Origin of the sequence: Psychrobacillus sp. AK 1817 (genome assembly GCF_008807035.1) — a bacterium.
In the GTDB taxonomy this organism is placed as follows: domain Bacteria; phylum Bacillota; class Bacilli; order Bacillales_A; family Planococcaceae; genus Psychrobacillus; species Psychrobacillus faecigallinarum.
Map to the genome: position 1 here is coordinate 2599156 of NZ_CP031739.1, position 19880 is coordinate 2619035.

Here is a 19880-nt window from a genome sequence, read left to right on the forward strand (position 1 = left end):
CCGTGACAAAGTATATTATTAAGCGTTTTTTAATGATGATTGCAACAATCCTCATCATTGCAACTCTAACATTTGCATTAATGCACACGATACCGGGCTCTCCATTTGATGGAGAAAGAACTTCTAATCCTACTATTCAAGCAAACTTAGAAAAGTTTTATAAGCTAGATCAACCGATGTATGTGCAGTATTTAAACTATTTAAAATCGATTGTAACGTTTGATTTTGGACCATCCATTAAGAAACCAAATGAATCGGTAAACGAACTGTTGGCAAGGGGATTTCCAATTTCCTTTGAACTGGGTATGTCGACTATTTTAGTTGCATTATTGTCAGGTGTTCTTTTAGGTACATTGGCAGCCCTCCGGCATAACGGTATTATTGATTATTTAGCAATGACCTTTGCTGTTATTGGTATATCAGTTCCTAACTTTGTTTTGGCCACTTTGTTGATTCAACAGGTGGCGGTAAATTGGGAACTGTTGCCTCCAGCTACTTGGAGTAGTCCGTTGCATATGATTCTTCCAACTCTAGCCTTAGCCACAGGTCCTACAGCAATTATTGCTCGTTTAACGCGTTCCAGCATGCTAGAAGTGTTAACACAGGATTATATCAAAATGGCTAGAGCTAAAGGACTTTCACCAGCTAGAATTGTTTTTCGACATTCCTTAAGGAACGCCTTAATGCCTGTTGTAACAATTATGGGTACAATGCTGGCAGGTATTTTGACAGGTACCTTTGTAATCGAACGCATTTTTGCTATTCCGGGAATGGGAAAATATTTTGTGGAAAGCATTAACAATCGAGACTATCCCGTAATTATGGGAACTACAGTATTTTATAGCGCATTCTTAGTATTTATGCTCTTTTTAGTAGATATTGTTTACGGAGTACTAGATCCACGTATTAAATTACATCGTAAAGAGGGGGATGCATAATGACTAAAACGCAAGAGATAGTATCCCCGGTGGAAATAAAGGATGAATGGTTCCGTCCTAAAGAAAAGTCAGACGGAGAGGCGGAATTCGTTGTAAGGCCTTCCTTATCCTATTGGAAGGATGCTTGGAGAAGGTTAAAGAAAAATAAGCTGGCAATGGGTGGTCTTTTCTTTTTAATCCTTTTAACTCTGTTTGCTATTTTTGGACCAATTTTTTCCCCATATTCTATGGATGAGATGAATTATCCAATGCAAAATCAAGGACCATCGGCAGAGCACTGGTTTGGAACAGATGAAGCAGGACGAGATGTTTTTACAAGGACATGGTATGGTGCACGAGTTTCCTTATTTGTAGGGGTAATGGCTGCATTGATCGACTTCTTTATAGGTGTAATTTATGGTGGTTTTAGTGGTTATAAGGGTGGAAGAGCCGATGCGATAATGATGCGCATCATTGAAGTACTTTATGGTCTACCGCATTTATTGGTAGTTATTTTATTGATGGTAGTTATGGGGCCAAGCCTTACGACTATTATCGTTGCGTTAACTGTAACCGGCTGGGTAGGTATGGCCAGGATCGTACGGGGCCAAGTTTTACAGATTAAAAACTACGAATTTGTAACTGCATCCAAATCCTTTGGTGCAAAAAGCTCTAGAATCATTCGTAAAAATTTGTTACCAAACACAATGGGGCCGATTATAGTACAAATGACTCTTACGGTTCCGAGTGCTATATTCGCCGAAGCATTTCTTAGCTTTTTAGGGTTAGGCGTATCTGCACCAGCTGCCAGTTGGGGGGTAATGGCAAACGATGCACTACCTGTAATTTTATCTGGTCATTGGTGGAGACTGTTTTTCCCTGCATTCTTTATCTCTGTGACGATGTTTGCATTTAACGTATTAGGGGACGGCTTACAAGATGCCCTTGATCCAAAGCTTAGGAGGTAAGAATGGATGAATGAACATCAATTAGATCATGCAAAGGAACTTGCTCGAGGGAAAGTGGATGAGGTAGCAGTATCTTTACAATCTGATGACTCACTAGTGAGTCGGAATGGTAAAAAAGAAAGAAAAAAAATTACAGACGAGAAAATTTTACAGGTTAATAACCTACAAGTTTCCTTTAAAACATATGGTGGAGAAGTAGAAGCAGTAAGAGGGGTCAATTTTGATCTTTACAAGGGTGAGACGTTGGCAATCGTAGGCGAATCTGGCTGTGGGAAAAGTGTCACCTCTAATGCAATTATGGGATTGATACCTGAACCAGCCGGCAGGATTAAGAATGGTAGTATTTTGTTTAAAGGGAAGGCATTAACAAAGCTCAGCAAATCTGAACTAAGAAAAATCCAAGGTATTGACATATCTATGATTTTTCAAGACCCTATGACTGCGTTAAACCCAACGCTCACTATTGGTGAGCAGTTAACGGAAGGTTTGCGCACCCATAAAAAAATTGGGAAGCATGAAGCAAAATTAAAGGCAATTGAAATGCTTAACCTAGTAGGCATACCAAATCCAATAGAACGGTTAAAGCAATATCCTCATCAATTTTCAGGAGGGATGAGGCAGCGTATTGTTATTGCAATTGCTTTGATTTGTGATCCAGAACTCCTTATAGCAGATGAGCCAACGACCGCTTTAGACGTAACTATACAAGCACAAATATTGGAACTTTTTGAGGAAATTCAAAGGAAAACGGATATTTCCATTATTTTAATCACACATGATTTAGGTGTTGTGGCTAAAATTGCAGACCGCATTGCGGTAATGTACGCTGGTAAAATTGTGGAGATAGGTGATAAAAGAGAAATTTTTTACACTCCACAGCACCCCTATACACAAGGGCTTCTCAATTCTGTTCCACGGTTAGATTTAATGGAGGAGGAGCTACAACCAATAGATGGAACACCACCGGATCTTTTCGCTCCACCGACTGGCTGTCCGTTTACTGCTCGTTGCAAATTTGCAATGGAAGTGTGTGATCATGTTTATCCATACACTAGTAAGCTATCAGATGCTCATGCAGTAGATTGTTGGCTTCAGGATGAGAGAGCAAAAGTATTACAAGTACAAAAGTAAAACAGGATGAGGGCGCGCAAGTGCATTCACATATAGAAAACAAAGGGGGAAAATAGGATGAAGAAATGGCTTTCATTATTAATTATGGCTTTGTTTGTTCTTGTGTTAAGCGCGTGTACAGCCAATGAAGAGGCTGGGAAAACACCGACTGAGACAGAGCCGACTACAAAGACAGAAGGTGAAGGAAAAGAAGAACCTGTTGTGGAAACGGAAAAAGTGCTTAAGCTAAACAACGGAAACGAACCTACGTCATTTGATCCATCAGTAGGGTTTGATGCGGTATCTTGGAGCGCATTAAACAATTTGATGGAAGGCCTTGTAAGACTAAATAAGGACCATCAAGCAGAAGAAGCTACTGCTGAAAAGATTGACGTATCAGAGGATGGTTTAACATATACATTTACAATTCGTGAGAATGCAAAATGGTCAAATGGAGATCCTGTCGTAGCAGGTGATTTTGTTTATGGCTGGTTGCATATGTTAAATCCAGAAACTGCTTCTCCAGCAGCATTCTTAGCTTACTTCATTGAAGGGGCAGAAGCTTACAATAATGGAGAAGGAGCAGCTGACGCGGTTGCTATTAAAGCAGTTAGCGAGAAAGTATTTGAAGTTAAACTTGCTGCGCCAACAGAGGCATTCTTAAATATTATTACAAATCCAAGCTTCTTCCCTGTAAATGAGAAGGCAGCTACAGAAAACCCAGAATGGTTTACAGAAGCAGAATCATTTGTAGGAAATGGTCCATTTAAATTAGCTAGCTGGGATCACGATGTAAGCTTTACTTTTGAGAAAAACGAGAACTATTGGGATGCAGATACTGTTAAGCTAGACAAGGTTGAGTGGGCAATGATTGATGATTCTAATACGGAGTATCAAATGTATAAAACTGGTGATTTAGACGTTTCAGGTGTACCATCTGAACTTGCAGATCAATTGTTGAACGATCCGGAGTTAAAAAATGAAGACCAAGCAGGTCTGTATTTCTATCGTTTCAACGTTTCTATGGAGCCTTTTACAAACAAAAAAATTCGCCAGGCGTTCGGTATGGCTGTTGACCAACAAGAAATAGTAGAATTCGTAACAAAAAATGGTGAAAAAGCAGCAGAAGGATTTGTTCCTTACGGATTTATTGGTCCAGATGGCAAGGAATTTAGAGAGACTGCTGGAAAGCTCATTCAACATGATGCTGAAAAAGCAAAAGCACTTTTAGAAGAAGGTATGAAAGAGGAAGGATACAATGAACTTCCAACAGTAACCTTAACTTATTCAACTAGTGATACTCATAAGAAAATTGCAGAAGCACTTCAAAGTAAGTTCAAAGAAGTTCTTGGAGTTGAAATAGCCCTACAAAATGTAGAGGCAAGCGTGTTTGCTTCAGAACAAAAAGAGTTTAAATATATGTTATCACGCTCTTCGTTCTTATTTGACTATGCAGACCCTGTTAATGCATTAGAAAGCTTTATTACTGGTTCTTCTATGAACCGTACTACTTGGTCTAACCCAGAATTTGATAAATTAATAGCAGATATCAAAAATGAAACAGACCCGCAAAAACGTTGGGATATGCTGATTCAAGCTGATAAATTCCTTATAGAAGAAATGCCGGTTGTACCTATTCACTATTACAACCAAGTTACGCTTGAGAAGTCCAATGTCAAAGGAATTGTTAGACATCCAGTTGGATACATGGATTTAAAATGGGCAGATAAAGAATAAATAAAGATTTATTCCCTAAAAAAAGATGCGGCACTTTTACGAGTGCCGCCCCTTTTCTTTAAAAACAAAGGAGATTATACATATGAAAATAAGACCAAAACGATTAAAAAAAGGGGACACAATTGGGATTATTGCTCCAGCTAGTCCACCTAATATAGATCAACTGAACCGCTCCCTATCGTTTTTAGAGGAATTAGGATTATCTTATAGGATGGGAAAAAGTGTACAACAAGTTAATGGGTATCTAGCGGGCACAGACGAAGAGCGACTAGAAGATTTACATGAGATGTTCGCGGACCCAAATATAGACGGTATTATATGTGCTTGTGGAGGCTATGGTACGGCAAGGTATGCTGACCAAATAGATTATCAACTAATGAATGAAAATCCTAAAGTTTTCTGGGGTTACTCAGACATTACATATTTACATACTAGCATGAATTTATACTCTGATATCGTTACATTTCATGGCCCTATGTTAGCGTCAGACGTTGGAAAAAGTACATTTAGTGATTTATCTAAAAAAATGTTTCTTCAATTATTCCAGCCAATGGAGCTACATTATACAGAGGATATATCTCCTCTATCAGTAGTTTCGCCTGGAGTCGCTAGAGGAGAACTTGTAGGCGGTAATTTATCACTTCTTGCAAGTGGGATAGGGACTAAATATGAAGTTGATACTCAAGGGAAGCTGTTATTAATAGAGGATATTGGAGAAGAGCCTTACAAGGTTGACGGTATGCTCAATCAATTAAGGTTAGCGGGTAAGCTAAACGCGGCAGCTGGGTTTGTCATTGGAGATTTCTGTGATGCGGAGCCTAAGAGAGGAAAAAAATCATTAACGATGGATGAAGTTTTTAATCATTATTTAGGGGATTTAGGGAAGCCAGCATTAAAAGGTTTTCTGATTGGTCATTGTCAGCCGCACTTTGCAATTCCTTTAGGAGTGGAAGCGGTACTGAATACGGAGAATTTGACGCTAGCAATATTACCTGGAGTTGAGTAAGGGGGAGTCACGAGTGAAAATACAATCTATTGAGACATTTTATGTGGCAGTGCCACTGACAAAACCTTTTAAAACCGCACTTCGTACGGTCACTACTGCTTATTCCATAGTCGTGAAGGTAACTACCGAGGAAGGAATAGTGGGCTTTGGGGAGGCTCCTCCAACACATGTAATTACTGGTGATTCCTTGGAAAGTATTCGTTACGCTATAAACGAAGTAATATCCCCACAAGTAATTGGGCTTTCTTTATTAGAGAAAGAGTTAATCTTTCAAAGAATTCATAAAGCTATTGTCAGAAATTCGAGTGCTAAAGCTGCTGTTGATATGGCTATCTTTGATCTCTTAGGTCAATATGCGAAACTACCACTATACCAGTACTTAGGAGGATATCGAAACAAGCTGATTACTGATTTTACAGTAAGCGTTAATGATCCTATTGAGATGGCAGAGGATGCCTATCGTTATGTTGGTCAAGGTTTTCAAACGTTAAAGGTGAAAGTTGGAATAGGTACAATTCAAGAAGACATTAATCGTATTCAGGCTATTAGGAAGCGGGTAGGGAAAGAAATTAAAATTAGATTAGATGCCAATCAGGGCTGGAATGCAAAAGAAGCAGTCCGTGCTATCGGAACAATGGAAGACGCAGGGCTAAATATTGAATTTGTTGAGCAACCAGTATCTTCAGATGATATAGAGGGCTTAAAATACGTAACTGAAAGAACAATCACTCCTATTATGGCGGATGAAAGTGTTTTCTCTGTATATGATGCCAAACGTGTGTTAGACATGCGTGCTGCTGACATGATTAATATTAAATTAATGAAATCTGGCGGTATTCATCAAGCTATAAAGATTAACGCATTAGCAGAGGCAAGTGGAGTTATATGTATGGTGGGCAGCATGATCGAAACTAAATTAGGCATAACAGCAGCTGCTCATTTCGCAGCAAGCCAACCAAATGTTCAATTCTATGATTTCGATGCTCCTTTAATGCTTGCAGAGGACATAGTCACTGGTGGTGTAATCTATGAAGCTAGCAGCATGACATTTTCAGAAGGCTATGGGTTAGGGATTGAGAGCATAAAAACGGAGGGGGAGAAGCAATGACGTTAGTGAGTAATCATTGGATTTGTGCAGTAAAGGTCGCAACTGTTTGGACAGAGCCTGCTTCTGCTAGAGAAGTAGACAGTCCAGGAATTTCAAATCCTGTTCAGTTAGGAGAGTGGCTAGAAGCTCTTCCATACAAGGAACGTCTTGCTTTATGTGATGAAAATCGTGTTCAAACCCAACTCCTCTATGGTGAGCCGGTTATGGTGGATGAGATAAGTGATGGTTGGGCTAAAATTATCGCAGTGTGGCAACCATCTAAAAAAGATGTAAGAGGATATCCTGGTTGGGTGCCGTTAGTCCAATTAAAAGAAGTGACTGAGGTCGAAAATAAAGGCATTGTCCGAGTGAAGGATAGTAAAACTCAGCTATGGGATATGGAAGAGAAACCCCTACTTGTTCTACCATTTAATGCAATCCTTCCTGTTATATCGGAAACAAGTAGCTATTATAAGGTTCAAGCTCCAAATGGAGAGACATTGATCCGAAAAGAAAATGTACAATTTGCAGAGTCTATTGAGCAACTACCAAAACTTCCACCAGAGGAAGCGGTGAAGCTGGGAGAATTATATTTAGATTTACCTTATTTATGGGGAGGAATGTCCCCATACGGCTATGATTGCTCTGGTTTTTCATACAATATGTTAAAGGCGTGTGGCTATTTGATCCCTCGTGACGCAAGTGATCAGGCCATAAAAGGAAAAGAAGTGTCGAAGGATGACCCCTCTTTATGGAAAAGAGGAGATTTGTTGTTTTTTGCAAATGATGAAGGAACTGGACCCGTGCGACATGTTGGGTTTTACTATGGGAACGGCCAATTATTACATTCGCCTTCGACAGGTAAGTCGGTGGAGATTTTAGTGTTAGAAGGCTCAAAATTAGAAAAAGAGATATGTGCAGTAAGAAGATATGACGGTTAGGGGGGAAACATATGACGGAGAATGTTCTATTATCTGTAAAGGATTTAAAACGTCATTTTGAGGTAGGTCAGGGCAGTACATTAAGAGCAGTTGACGGTATTAGCTTTGAAATTTTCAAGGGAGAAACATTTGGTCTAGTTGGGGAATCAGGCTGTGGAAAATCTACTGCTGGTCGCACTATTTTAGGTTTGTATAACCGAACAGAGGGAGATGTGCTGTTCGAAGAGAAAAATGTTCATGAAATGAACGATAAAGAACGCAAAAATTATTTAAAGAAAATGCAAATGATATTCCAAGATCCCTATGCATCCTTAAATCCAAGATCTACTGTTTTAGAAATTATCGCTGAGCCTATGGAAATTCATAAACTATATAATTCTAAAAAAGAGGTAAAAGAAAGGGTTTATGAATTGTTAGAGGATGTTGGTCTTAATCGTGATCATGCCAATCGATATCCCCATGAATTCTCTGGAGGGCAGAGACAACGTATTGGAATTGCTCGAGCCCTTGCTCTAGATCCGGAATTTATCATAGCAGATGAACCAATATCAGCATTGGATGTTTCGGTACAAGCCCAGGTAGTAAAATTATTACAGCGCCTTCAAAAAGAAAAAGGCTTGACCTACTTATTTATAGCGCATGACTTGTCTATGGTTAAATATATTTCTGATCGTATCGGTGTAATGTATTTAGGGCATATGGTTGAGCTGACAACAAGTAGCCAATTATACGATAGCCCATTACATCCTTACACTCAGGCATTGTTGTCCGCTATCCCAATTCCAGATCCGGATATCGAAGAATCTCGTCAACGAATTATCCTTCAAGGTGAGTTGCCAAGTCCGATCAATCCACCGTCAGGCTGTGTATTCCGCACTCGCTGCCCGCATGCTATGGCAATATGTTCAGAGAAAAAGCCGATTTGGCAAGAGCAAGAGCCGGGTCACTTTGTAGCATGTCATCTTTATAATTGATATTTTAAAAACCACCAGTCTAATTAACATTGGATTGGTGTTTTTTTATTTACAGAGAAGTATATAAATTATGTCCCAAAAGCTAAAGACCTTTAAATTTAGCGAAGTTGAGCAGATCAAATAGATCTTTTAAAGAAAAATTTAATTTTATATATAGGAGTTTGTTCTTCCTCCAACATTTATTATGTTGTGGATTGAAGCGACAGGCGGCGACTCCAGCGGGGTAAGGGAGACAGATAAGACATCACAAACGACGCGCTAGCGACGGTGATGGCTTATCGCTTCCGCCGTATAAAGCGGAAATCCACCATACTTGTTCCAAGTTTTACTTTTTTAGAAGTATAAAAAGGTGCTGGAGCTTTTCTGTTTTTTTCAAAGTGGTGATCTAGCTTTACAAACATTATCCCTTGATATCAAATAGAAAGGGTTATGGTGGACGGAATCTGCCTTTCTCATTTTTTCAACCTTTCATCCGTTATTCCCATGAAAGGAATTAAATTGAAAATTTGTTTGACTCTATGTTAAATCCTAGTGTATTATGTAACTAATACACTAGGATGGTGAGGATGAAATATGAGTCAATGGAAAGGCTTGATTTGGAAAGAATGGATGGCGTATAAATCCTTACTTTTAATTGGATTACTTATTAACGTACTGGTAGTACTAATGGGCCCATATTTGTTAAAGGTAATCTTCGGAATAGATTTTAGTTTAGGGAATGTACTGCTTGTTTTATCATCGATTTGGGTTTTGGGGCACATTATAGGAATGCCTATTTTGTTCTTTGCAAGCTTAGAAAAGGATATGAAACGTTCGGACATGTGGTTTCATACAAATGCATCTATGTATAAGCTGCTTGGGGCAAAGCTATTTGCATTTTTTGTATTCACCTTTATATCACTTTTAGTTGTCATAATAACTACAATGATTGGTTATTGGCTTTTCCAACCCTTAGAGGATACTAGTATGCTTTGGATTATGAAATTAGAGGTATATTTTTTATTTACTTCAGCTTTTGCAGCACTTACTTTTACTATCGGAATCTTGGTTACTTGGGTGCTTGGCCGACTTTTAAGACCAATCAATAAAGCGTTATCTAATATAGTATCTATCGTCTTCTTTTTCTTTGCATTCCATAACTACGCAAAATTTACAGAAAGTAAGCTATATGAAACACTAACTAGCTACTGGAAAATAAACCTGCCTGAGATGAATGTAAGAGAAATTAGCTCCAAAGATTTTTATATGTTTTTAGAGGTTACGGATCACTTTTACGTAGGACAAATTATATTGGAATTTGTTGTTTTTACATGCTTATTTATAATCTCAACATTTGTTTTACAAAGGAAAGTGAGAGGATACACCTATGATTGATTTTCTTCCGGATAAGCCCATCTATCAACAAATCATGGAGAAAATTTTTGGGGATTTATTAAAGGGAAACGTGAAGCCTGGGGATCGTTTACCTTCGGTAAGAGAATATGCACTAGAATTCGGTGTTAATGCCAATACAATGCAACGTGTCTATAAAGAGTTGGAGTTGTTGCACCTAACAGAGACCAAACGAGGGCAGGGGACGTTCGTGACTGAGGATATGCAAAGATTAGAAGAGCTAAGAGAAGAGATGAAGCAGACGCTAGTGACTACATTTCTTCATCAAATGGAGTCATTTGGATTTACAGAAGAGGAGATTATTGTCCAGTTATCCTCCCGTAAAAGAGGTGAGTTGAATTGATTGATATAAATGGGTTAACTAAGAGGTATGGAGGCAAGATAGCGGTAAATGATGTAACAATTACTTTTGCTAAAGGTAAAATAATTGGTTTAGTCGGTGAAAATGGAAGTGGGAAATCTACACTTTTAAAGCTGATGGCAGGGGTATTGCTTACTAAAAGTGGGTCCATTCAAATTGATGGAGAGCCTGTGTCATATCTCGTAGCTAAAAAAGTAGCATATTTACCAGACGCGGATGACGTTTTTCCATATTTCACAGTGAAACAGCTATTTCGATTCTAGTTCTCAGTTCGATGATTTTAGTTATGATAAGGCTTGTATCGTAGCTGATTTTTTACAGCTAGATATACATGCCCCTTTAAAAAAATTATCAAAGGGAAATCGAGGGCGAGCAAAAATTGCCGCTACACTAGGTAGAGAGGTAGATTATTATTTGCTAGATGAGCCTCTTTCTGGCTTAGACCCAATGGTAAGACAGTCTATTATAAGAGGATTTATACAGTTTATAGATATAGAGACACAGTCTATAATTTTATCTACTCACGAGCTGAAGGATATGGAACCAATTTTAGATGAAATTGTCGTGATGCGTGAGGGCTCGGTTATTGCTCATGAGTTGGTCGAAGATATAAGAGAATCACAAAGAAAAGATATTACGACTTGGATGACTAACTTATTCCAAGAACAAAGAGAGAACGAGTTAGAAGCAGCAAAGTCATATTAAATTTCCAAGAAAAATAAAAATGGAATTTTATAGAACTTATTTAGTTTATAGACGTATACCTTAATAAGAACAAAATTATTGATAAGGAAGGTGAATTAAATGGAGAGAAAACCAATAGTAAGACTACAAAATCTTACTAAAGTAATCGGGAAAAAGAAAATTATTGATGATCTTACATTAGATTTATATCCTGGGCAAATAACAGGATTTTTAGGGCCGAATGGAGCTGGGAAAACAACCACTATTCGAATGATGACAGGTCTTATGGAACCGACATCAGGAGAGGTATTTATAGAGGGGAAGCCTATTTCAGAGAATTTTGAGGAGTCCATGAGCAAGGTCGGGGTGATTGTAGAAAACCCTGAAATGTATAAATATATGAGTGGGTATAAGAATTTAGTTCATTTTGCACGAATGAATAAGAATATAACCAAGGAACGCATTGACGAAGTGATTGCTCAGGTAGGACTTCAAAAGCGTATTAACGAAAAGGTATCTACTTATTCTCTAGGAATGAGACAGCGTCTAGGTTTAGCACAGGCTATCTTACATAAGCCTAAATTTCTCATTTTAGATGAGCCTACCAATGGACTAGATCCTGCAGGTATTCGTGAATTCCGTATGTATTTAAGAAAAATAGCAGTAGAGCAAGGTGTGTCTATCTTTGTTTCAAGTCATCTGCTCGCTGAGATAGAGTTAATGTGCGATAGAATTGCAGTTATTCAAAATGGGAAGCTCTTATCTATTAAAGAGGTAAATGAACAGCAAAAATCTCATTATTACATTGAAGCATCAAATCAAGAAAAGGTAGTAGATTTCTTTAATTATAAGGAAATCACCTTTGAGTCTTTAGGAACTGGCTATGTAATCCCTCTAAACAAAGAAGAAGTTCCTGCTTTTGTTGCAGAAATGATTACAAATGATTTACAAATCTATTCCGTAACACCACATAGAAAAACATTAGAAGATCAATTCTTAGAAATTACAGGAGGTGGGCAAATTGCTGAATCTCGTACGAAATGAGTGGTTAAAGCTTTGGACTAAAAAATCAACATGGGTAATGACTATATTGCTCGTGTTGTTAATGCTTGCTTCGGCTGGTCTTGTAAAATGGGTATATTCAATAGATATTTCACAGAGTAGTGAAGGAGAAACTATTACTGTAGAAGAGATGACTGCCATTTCTGAGGGTCCTGAACTAACTAAATATAGAACTGATAATAATTTGTCTCCTATCGTTGACGATAGTGCACAAGGGTTTATCAGCGGTCTTCCAAATATGATGTCCGTTGTCACATTATTTACGGTAGTAGTGGCTGGTGGAATAGTAGCTTCTGAATTTTCCCAAGGAACAATTAAAATGTTACTAACTAGACCAATAAAGCGATGGAAAATTCTAACGTCTAAACTAATCACAGTTGGTCTGTTTGCAATTATGATGTCAATAGTTCTTCTTGTTTCGGGGATAATCTTTGGATACATTTTCTTTGATAATGTTCCAGGTACGCAGTTAGAGCTAGTCGATGGCAAGGTAGTGGAGGTTTCATACTGGGGCAGATTATTGCTTTTAACTGCTCTGTCTTTAGTAAATGTATTTGTAATTGGATCCTTAGCTTTTATGATTGGCTCAGTGTTCCGCTCTAGCTCATTAGCAATTGGAATATCTATTTTCCTAATGTTTGCAGGAGTACAAGTAACTCAAATTCTTGCAATGCTGGACTTTGAATTTCCGAAATACATTATATTTGCCAATACAAATTTAAGTCAATTTATCGGAACAAATACACCGCTAATAGAAAGCATGACCTTAAGTTTTTCTATTATAATAATTGTCGTGTATCTGTTAATATTCCTAGTAACAAGCTACTGGTCATTTACAAAACGTGATGTAACGGCGTAATTGCCTATTGCATATTTCAAAAACTTGTAGTATTCTGAATTTAACTTAAGGAAAGGAGTGAGGCATTATGGCTATTGTATATAACACAAAACGAATCAGTAAGTTCATGATGTCCCACTCTGTAATTTTCTAAATGTAGGCTGAATAGGTATTGGTTTGATTGTAAACAGACAATCGAGCTTATTTCTCCATACTTTTTGAAATTTCTTTACTAATGATCGGGAAACCATGATTGCTGATTCGTGCAATCATGGTTTTTTTGTTGCCCAGTATTTCGCCGAATAAAAAATGGCGATTAAAATATTTTTAGGGAAAATTAGGAGGAAATTTAAATTGAATTTAATCGAAAAGTATGGATGGAATAGTAAATGGGAAGAAAAGATGACGAGCAAAGGATTAGTAGGCCGAGTTTTACTCGAGCATAAACATTTATATCGAGTAGTCACAAATGATGGAGAGTGGCTATGCTCCCTTTCAGGTAAGTTTAAATTTGACAACAATCGAGAAGCTTTTCCGGCAGTAGGAGATTGGGTTGTTTTAGAGCAAATGCCAGGAGAAGAGAAAGGGATTATTCAACAGGTTTTACCGAGACAATCGCAATTCTCAAGAAAAGTGGCTGGTACAACTATGGAAATCCAATTGGTTGCAGTGAATGTAGATTATGTGTTTTTAGTGATGTCACTCAACCAAGACTTCAATGTTAGAAGGTTAGAGCGTTACTTACTCGCAGCTTGGGATTCGGGGGCGACACCAGTAGTTGTTCTAACGAAAAAAGATGCTTGTGAGCAATTGGATTATTATATCAATGAAGTCGAATCTATTGCATTTGGCGTCGAAATCTTTGCTGTTTCTAGTGTTACAGGAGAAGGAATAGAAGACTTGGCCGCTCTTCTTGGCGAAGGGAAGACAGGTGCATTACTTGGCTCTTCAGGTGTAGGTAAATCCTCCTTGATAAATGCTCTATCAGGAGAAGAAGTGATGGCGGTTAGTGACATTCGAGAGGATGACAGTAAGGGGCGTCACACAACAACTCATAGAGAGCTTTCTTTGTTACCTGGAGGAGGGCTATTGATAGATACACCAGGGATGAGAGAATTTCAGCTATGGGATTCAAGCGAGGGGATTAGCAACAGCTTCCAAGATATAGAAGAGCTTGCAATGCAGTGTCGATTTAGAGACTGTCAGCATAAAAAAGAGCCTGGCTGTACGATTCAGGAGGCTATTCGTTCTGGTGTACTAAAAGAGGACCGTTATAGGAGCTATGTAAAATTATTACGTGAACTTGCCCATATGGAACGTAAAAACGACTTGGCTGCACAAAAAACAGAGCGAGATAAATGGAAGCAATTATCTAAAGCCCAAAAAAACAATAAAAAAAGAAAAGTTTAAAGAGGTACGCAATGATTTTATTACTTGATCATCACAATCAATCTGTAGCAGAAGAAATGCTTGAAGTACAGCTTCCGGCTTATCGAAAGGAAGTGGAGATTATCGGTTTTGATGGCATTCCGCAGCTTAAGGAAACTACAGAGGATATTAAAGCTTCTAAAGAAATTTATATAGGAAAGTATGAAAAGGAACAACTGCTTGGTTTTATTTCATATGAAATTAATGGAGATGAAATGGATATCTGTAGGTTAGTTGTCCACCCTAATCATTTCAGGAAGGGAATAGCTTCTGAGCTGTTAAAATACGTATTGGACCTCGCTCCTGATAGTGTAAGTGTTATAGTATCTACTGGTGCAAAAAATAAACCGGCGCTTACTTTGTACGAAAGACACAACTTTTCCAAAATAAAGGACATTGAAGTAGAGCCTAATTTTTTTATTACACAACTCAAATACAATTCACAAATATAAGAATATAAGTTTCCATTTTGATACAACCTAAAACTACTGACAATAAATGTTGGTAGTTTTTTTGTTGTTTTTATGTTAGGCATATCAATTGCACATACAAAAATTTCGCTATATAATATAGTCAAATATAGTCAAAGTCAGTTTTAATGAGAAGAGGTGAGAGAAGATGAGAAATATATCTGACATTATTGAAGGTTATTTGAAGTCAATTATCGAAGAAGAAAGTAGAGGGCAGATTGAAATAAAGAGAAGTGAAATCGCTGAAAAATTTCACTGTGTCCCCTCGCAAATAAATTATGTTATAAACACTCGATTTACACAGGACCGTGGTTATTTGGTGGAAAGTAAGCGAGGTGGTGGTGGGTATATTCGAATCCTCCGCGTTCGGGCCCATACAAAAGCTGAATTGATTGAGCATATAATACAAAGTCTGGAAGCCGGGGCGTCTGAGTCCGCGACAGAAGATATTGTATTTAGATTATTGGATGAAGAAGTGATAACTAAGCGAGAAGCAAAAATTATTTTAGCAGCCTTAGCCAGAACGACTTTAGCCATCCCACTGCCTGCAAGAGACGATCTAAGAGCACGAATACTTTGTGCGATGCTATTAACGTTAAAATATGAAAAAAGTGAAAAATGAACGGGGTGTTGAAAAGTGATTTGTGAAAATTGTAAGCAAAGACCGGCCAAAGTGACGGTTACACAGGTGCATAACGGAGAACACTTTGAACGACATTATTGTGAGGTTTGTGCAAATAGCCTACACCCGTTTTATGTTGAATATAAACAAGACCCATTATCTCTCCATCAGCTTCTATCTAATTGGTTTAACCACGCGGATCAGCAGATGGTTCAACAAAAACAACAGAAAACACTTGAATGTAATGAATGTGGCTGGTCTATTGAGAGGTTCTTAGAGGAAGGTAAGTTTGGATGCGCTTCTTGTTATGAAAGCTTTCGTCCTCATTTACCCCAAGTTTTAAAACGTCTGCATAATGGCAATACGACACATATTGGAAAAGCACCAGGGGTACTTGGTGAAAAAATAGCTTTAAAGAAAAGAATTGAAGCGATACGTACACAAATGAAGGATGCTGTCGAGCATGAACAATTTGAGGATGCCGCTAAGCTGAGAGATGAAGTAAAAGAACTAGAAAAACAGCTTGCCGAAGGAGGTGGCGACCACTATGTCGGTTGATAACTTTTTAGATAATTCCAGATCTAGTTGGATGGAAGGGGAAGGAGAGCATTCTGACATTGTGATGAGCACAAGGATCCGATTGGCTAGAAATCTGAATGGATTTCGCTTCCCTCTTGCATTTACAGAGGACGAAGCGCATAAAATTGACCAATCTGTTTCAGCCACTTTGTTGGATGCTGCTGATGAAGCATTGCAAATGAAATTTTCCTCCATTCAGATAAAAGATGTATCTGAGCTCGGACGCCAAGTGTTAGTAGAAAAGCATTTGATCAGTCCCAAATTGGCAAATTCTCCGAATACAGGCTCCGTCCTTTTATCGGAGGATGAATCTGTTAGTCTCATGGTAAATGAAGAGGACCATATTAGGATCCAGTGCCTTTTTCCAGGCCTCCAAATTGAAGAGGCTTATAAACGGGCAGATAATATAGATAGCTTATTGGAAAAAGAATTACCTTACGCATTCGATGAACAGTTTGGATATTTAACAAGTTGCCCTACTAATACGGGCACTGGACTTAGGGCATCAGTTATGATGCATTTACCTGCATTAACGAAAACAAAACAAATGAATCGAATAGTAACCATTATTTCTCGACTTGGAATGGTAGTAAGAGGGATATATGGAGAGGGTAGTGAAGCGCTCGGCAATGTTTATCAGGTATCAAATCAAACGACACTTGGTAAGACTGAGGAGGATATACTTGCTGATCTTCAAAGCATTACGGAACAAATTATTCAAAAAGAAAGAGAAGCACGAGATGCACTATTAAAGCATTCTCCCAATACACTAGAGGATCGTCTTTATCGTTCGTTAGGAACCTTATCCTATGCTCGTCTTATGACAACGGAGGAGGCAGCAAGATGCCTATCCGATGTACGCTTAGGGATAGATATTGGACTTATTCAAGATGTGGATATGTCTATCTTAAATGAATGTATGGTTTTTATGCAGCCAGGATTTTTACAAAAGTATGCTGGTACAACTTTAAATGCTTCGGAGCGTGATATGTTTCGAGCTAAGCTGTTAAGGGAACGTTTGCAAAAAGGAGAAAAAGAGAAAACAAAAGGAGAGGAACCTGCATGATGTTTAATCGATTTACGCAAAGATCGCAAAAAGTTTTACAATTAGCTCAAGAAGAGGCTATTCGCTTAAAGCACGAATCTATAGGAACAGAACATATATTACTTGGACTTATTCGAGAGGGCAGTGGTATTGCGGCAAAAGCTTTAGAAGCAATTGAAGTAGATCCAAAAGTAATAGAAGCAGGTATTGAGGAGCTAGTTGGAACTGGGGCAGAGGAAGTCGGCCCTATTGTTCACTATACGCCTCGCGCTAAGAAAGTGATTGAACTTTCAGTGGATGAGTCTAGAAAGCTTGGTCATTCTTATATTGGAACAGAGCATTTACTTCTCGCGTTAATCCGTGAAGGAGAAGGTGTAGCTGCAAGAGTGTTAAACAATGCAGGTGTAAGCTTAAACAAAGCGCGCCAGCAGGTACTTCAATTATTAGGAAGCTCCGATCAATCTCATAGTAATAGCAATTCCAATGGGGTCGCTCCAGCTAGCACGCCTACGTTAGACGGGTTAGCAAGGGATTTAACTCAAATTGCAAGAGAAGGTACGCTAGATCCAGTCATCGGCCGTAGCAAGGAAATTACACGCGTTATAGAAATTTTGGCTCGTCGTACGAAAAACAATCCAGTTCTTATAGGAGAACCAGGTGTTGGTAAAACTGCAATTGCAGAAGGTCTTGCTCAACAAATTGTACAAAATGAGGTACCGGAAATATTAAGAGATAAACGTGTTATGACTTTAGACATGGGTACGGTTGTTGCTGGTACTAAATATCGGGGAGAATTCGAAGACCGCTTGAAAAAAGTAATGGATGAAATTCGCCAAGCAGGGAATGTCATTCTATTCATCGACGAACTTCATACATTAATTGGTGCTGGTGGAGCAGAAGGTGCGATCGATGCCTCTAATATTTTGAAGCCTGCTCTAGCTCGTGGAGAGATTCAATGTATCGGTGCAACTACTTTAGATGAGTATCGCAAATATATTGAAAAAGATGCTGCACTGGAACGTCGCTTCCAGCCGATTCAAGTTGACGAGCCTTCTGCTGAAGAAGCGATACAAATTATCTATGGATTACGTGACCGCTATGAAGCGCATCACCGAGTGAAAATTACAGATGAGGCAGTAGAAGCAGCTGTTAAAATGTCAGACCGTTACATTTCAGACCGTTTCTTGCCTGATAAAGCGATAGACTTAATCGATGAGGCTGGTTCTAAGGTACGACTTCGTTCCTATACAACTCCTCCTAATTTAAAAGAATTAGAAGCTAAGTTAGAAGCTGTTCGTTCTGAGAAAAATGCAGCTGTTCAAAGCCAGGAATTTGAAAAAGCAGCATCTTTCCGTGATAAAGAACAGAAGATAAAAGATAAATTAGAAACAATGAAAAACACTTGGAAAGAAAAACAAGGCAAAGAAGAATCAGAAGTTACTGTAGAGGATATTGCCTCTGTTGTCTCTATGTGGACGGGAATCCCTGTTTCCAAGCTTGCTCAAACAGAATCTGAGAAATTATTAAAACTAGAAGACAAATTACATGAACGAGTTATAGGTCAAAAAGAAGCTGTAGATGCTATTTCTCGTGCTATCCGTCGTGCTCGCGCAGGGCTAAAAGATCCTAAGCGTCCAATCGGTTCGTTTATCTTCTTAGGTCCTACAGGAGTAGGTAAAACAGAACTAGCTCGCGCGTTGGCAGAGGTAATGTTCGGGGACGAGGATGCAATGATTCGAGTAGACATGTCTGAGTACATGGAAAAACACTCTACTTCTCGTTTAGTAGGTTCACCTCCTGGATATGTAGGTTTCGATGATGGTGGTCAATTAACTGAAAAAGTTCGTCGCAAGCCGTATTCGGTTATTCTTTTAGATGAAATCGAAAAAGCACATCCAGATGTCTTCAACATCCTTCTACAAGTATTAGAAGATGGTCGTTTAACAGATTCTAAAGGACGTACGGTGGACTTCCGTAATACAGTAGTAATTATGACGTCAAATGTTGGAGCTGACGCACTTAAATACAATAAGCATGTAGGATTTAATCTACAAGAGGCTGGGAAAACGGATTACAAAGATATGAAAGGTAAAATGCTTGAAGAATTGAAAAAAGCATTCCGCCCAGAATTCTTAAACCGTTTGGATGAAATGATTGTGTTCCACTCATTAGAAAAAGAACACTTAAAACAAATAGTGACATTAATGACTGAACAGCTAGCGAAGCGTCTAAAAGAACAAGGAATAGAGCTAGTGCTTACGGAAGCTGCCCAAGACAAAATTACTACCGAAGGTTACGATCCAACATACGGAGCACGTCCGTTGCGCCGTGCATTACAAAAACATGTGGAGGATCGCCTTTCAGAGGAATTGTTGAAAGGGGAAGTTTTAACGGGTCAGCGTGTAGTATTTGATGTAGAAAATGACGAATTTGTTGTTCGTACAACAGAACCTGTCACAGAAAGTTAATAATATAGGCATTCCGAGATTACCGGAATGCCTTTTTTACAGGTTAAGAAAGTTTATGATTTTTGTGTAAAGTATTTGTCTAGCTCCAGCACCTAGCCACTCGAGGTCAAATGGAAAAAAGCTGCTCATCCGCTTTTCTCCATTTTGTTGTCGTGGCAGACATAGGCGCTTGTGCTTTTCTTAATAGGAGG

20 protein-coding genes are annotated in these 19880 nt (G+C 38.5%); all 20 read left to right on the forward strand.

The genetic code is table 11. The annotated features are described in order from the left end of the window. Nucleotides 1-2 precede the first annotated feature (2 nt). On the forward strand, nt 3-938 hold the full coding sequence (locus D0S48_RS12910) for an ABC transporter permease (protein ID WP_144540885.1): 936 nt from the start codon (nt 3-5) through the stop codon (nt 936-938). Continuing rightward, complete coding sequence (locus tag D0S48_RS12915) at nt 938-1885, forward strand: ABC transporter permease (RefSeq protein WP_144540887.1); 948 nt, start codon at nt 938-940, stop codon at nt 1883-1885. Before D0S48_RS12910 ends, D0S48_RS12915 begins: the two co-directional genes overlap by 1 nt. A 6-nt stretch (nt 1886-1891) precedes the next feature. Continuing rightward, nucleotides 1892-3016 carry an ABC transporter ATP-binding protein gene (locus D0S48_RS12920; RefSeq protein ID WP_144540889.1) on the forward strand — a complete coding sequence of 375 codons (1125 nt, stop codon included), beginning with the start codon at nt 1892-1894 and terminating at the stop codon, nt 3014-3016. A gap of 57 nt (nt 3017-3073) precedes the next feature. Then, on the forward strand, nt 3074-4732 hold the full coding sequence (locus tag D0S48_RS12925; protein WP_144540891.1) for a peptide ABC transporter substrate-binding protein: 1659 nt from the start codon (nt 3074-3076) through the stop codon (nt 4730-4732). 82 nt (nt 4733-4814) lie between these two features. Then, on the forward strand, nt 4815-5738 hold the full coding sequence (locus D0S48_RS12930) for a S66 peptidase family protein (protein WP_144540893.1): 924 nt from the start codon (nt 4815-4817) through the stop codon (nt 5736-5738). A gap of 13 nt (nt 5739-5751) precedes the next feature. Then, entirely contained in the window at nt 5752-6846 is a 1095-nt protein-coding gene (locus tag D0S48_RS12935) for a mandelate racemase/muconate lactonizing enzyme family protein (RefSeq protein ID WP_151112018.1), read from the forward strand. After that, entirely contained in the window at nt 6843-7766 is a 924-nt protein-coding gene (locus tag D0S48_RS12940) for a C40 family peptidase (RefSeq protein ID WP_144540897.1), read from the forward strand. Before D0S48_RS12935 ends, D0S48_RS12940 begins: the two co-directional genes overlap by 4 nt. 11 nt (nt 7767-7777) lie before the next feature. Beyond that, on the forward strand, nt 7778-8740 hold the full coding sequence (locus D0S48_RS12945) for an ABC transporter ATP-binding protein (RefSeq protein WP_151112020.1): 963 nt from the start codon (nt 7778-7780) through the stop codon (nt 8738-8740). A gap of 573 nt (nt 8741-9313) precedes the next feature. Beyond that, on the forward strand, nt 9314-10114 hold the full coding sequence (locus tag D0S48_RS12950) for a hypothetical protein (protein ID WP_151112022.1): 801 nt from the start codon (nt 9314-9316) through the stop codon (nt 10112-10114). Continuing rightward, nucleotides 10107-10475, forward strand: a complete 369-nt coding sequence (locus D0S48_RS12955; RefSeq protein ID WP_144540902.1) for a GntR family transcriptional regulator — start codon at nt 10107-10109, stop codon at nt 10473-10475. The genes D0S48_RS12950 and D0S48_RS12955 overlap by 8 nt, the downstream gene beginning before the upstream one ends. Beyond that, nucleotides 10472-10756, forward strand: a complete 285-nt coding sequence (locus D0S48_RS20965) for an ATP-binding cassette domain-containing protein (protein ID WP_225321618.1) — start codon at nt 10472-10474, stop codon at nt 10754-10756. The genes D0S48_RS12955 and D0S48_RS20965 overlap by 4 nt, the downstream gene beginning before the upstream one ends. A 151-nt stretch (nt 10757-10907) precedes the next feature. Then, complete coding sequence (locus D0S48_RS20970) at nt 10908-11198, forward strand: ATP-binding cassette domain-containing protein (RefSeq protein WP_225321619.1); 291 nt, start codon at nt 10908-10910, stop codon at nt 11196-11198. A gap of 99 nt (nt 11199-11297) precedes the next feature. Further along, nucleotides 11298-12221, forward strand: coding sequence for an ABC transporter ATP-binding protein (locus D0S48_RS12965; RefSeq protein ID WP_144540906.1), 924 nt, complete (start codon nt 11298-11300; stop codon nt 12219-12221). Then, nucleotides 12190-13098 carry an ABC transporter permease gene (locus D0S48_RS12970; RefSeq protein WP_225321620.1) on the forward strand — a complete coding sequence of 303 codons (909 nt, stop codon included), beginning with the start codon at nt 12190-12192 and terminating at the stop codon, nt 13096-13098. The genes D0S48_RS12965 and D0S48_RS12970 overlap by 32 nt, the downstream gene beginning before the upstream one ends. A gap of 381 nt (nt 13099-13479) precedes the next feature. Next, entirely contained in the window at nt 13480-14487 is a 1008-nt protein-coding gene (gene rsgA / locus D0S48_RS12975; protein ID WP_144541042.1) for a ribosome small subunit-dependent GTPase A, read from the forward strand. An 11-nt stretch (nt 14488-14498) separates the two neighbouring features. Continuing rightward, nucleotides 14499-14957, forward strand: a complete 459-nt coding sequence (locus D0S48_RS12980) for a GNAT family N-acetyltransferase (RefSeq protein WP_151112026.1) — start codon at nt 14499-14501, stop codon at nt 14955-14957. Nucleotides 14958-15123: 166 nt separating this feature from the next. Continuing rightward, nucleotides 15124-15597 carry a CtsR family transcriptional regulator gene (locus tag D0S48_RS12985; RefSeq protein ID WP_144540913.1) on the forward strand — a complete coding sequence of 158 codons (474 nt, stop codon included), beginning with the start codon at nt 15124-15126 and terminating at the stop codon, nt 15595-15597. Nucleotides 15598-15612: 15 nt separating this feature from the next. Continuing rightward, nucleotides 15613-16155 carry a UvrB/UvrC motif-containing protein gene (locus D0S48_RS12990; RefSeq protein ID WP_151112028.1) on the forward strand — a complete coding sequence of 181 codons (543 nt, stop codon included), beginning with the start codon at nt 15613-15615 and terminating at the stop codon, nt 16153-16155. Further along, nucleotides 16145-17242, forward strand: a complete 1098-nt coding sequence (locus D0S48_RS12995; protein WP_144540916.1) for a protein-arginine kinase McsB — start codon at nt 16145-16147, stop codon at nt 17240-17242. Before D0S48_RS12990 ends, D0S48_RS12995 begins: the two co-directional genes overlap by 11 nt. Beyond that, the gene (locus D0S48_RS13000; protein ID WP_151112030.1) at nt 17239-19689 is read left to right on the forward strand and encodes an ATP-dependent Clp protease ATP-binding subunit; all 2451 of its coding nucleotides are present in this window, start codon (nt 17239-17241) and stop codon (nt 19687-19689) included. Before D0S48_RS12995 ends, D0S48_RS13000 begins: the two co-directional genes overlap by 4 nt. Nucleotides 19690-19880 lie beyond the last annotated feature (191 nt).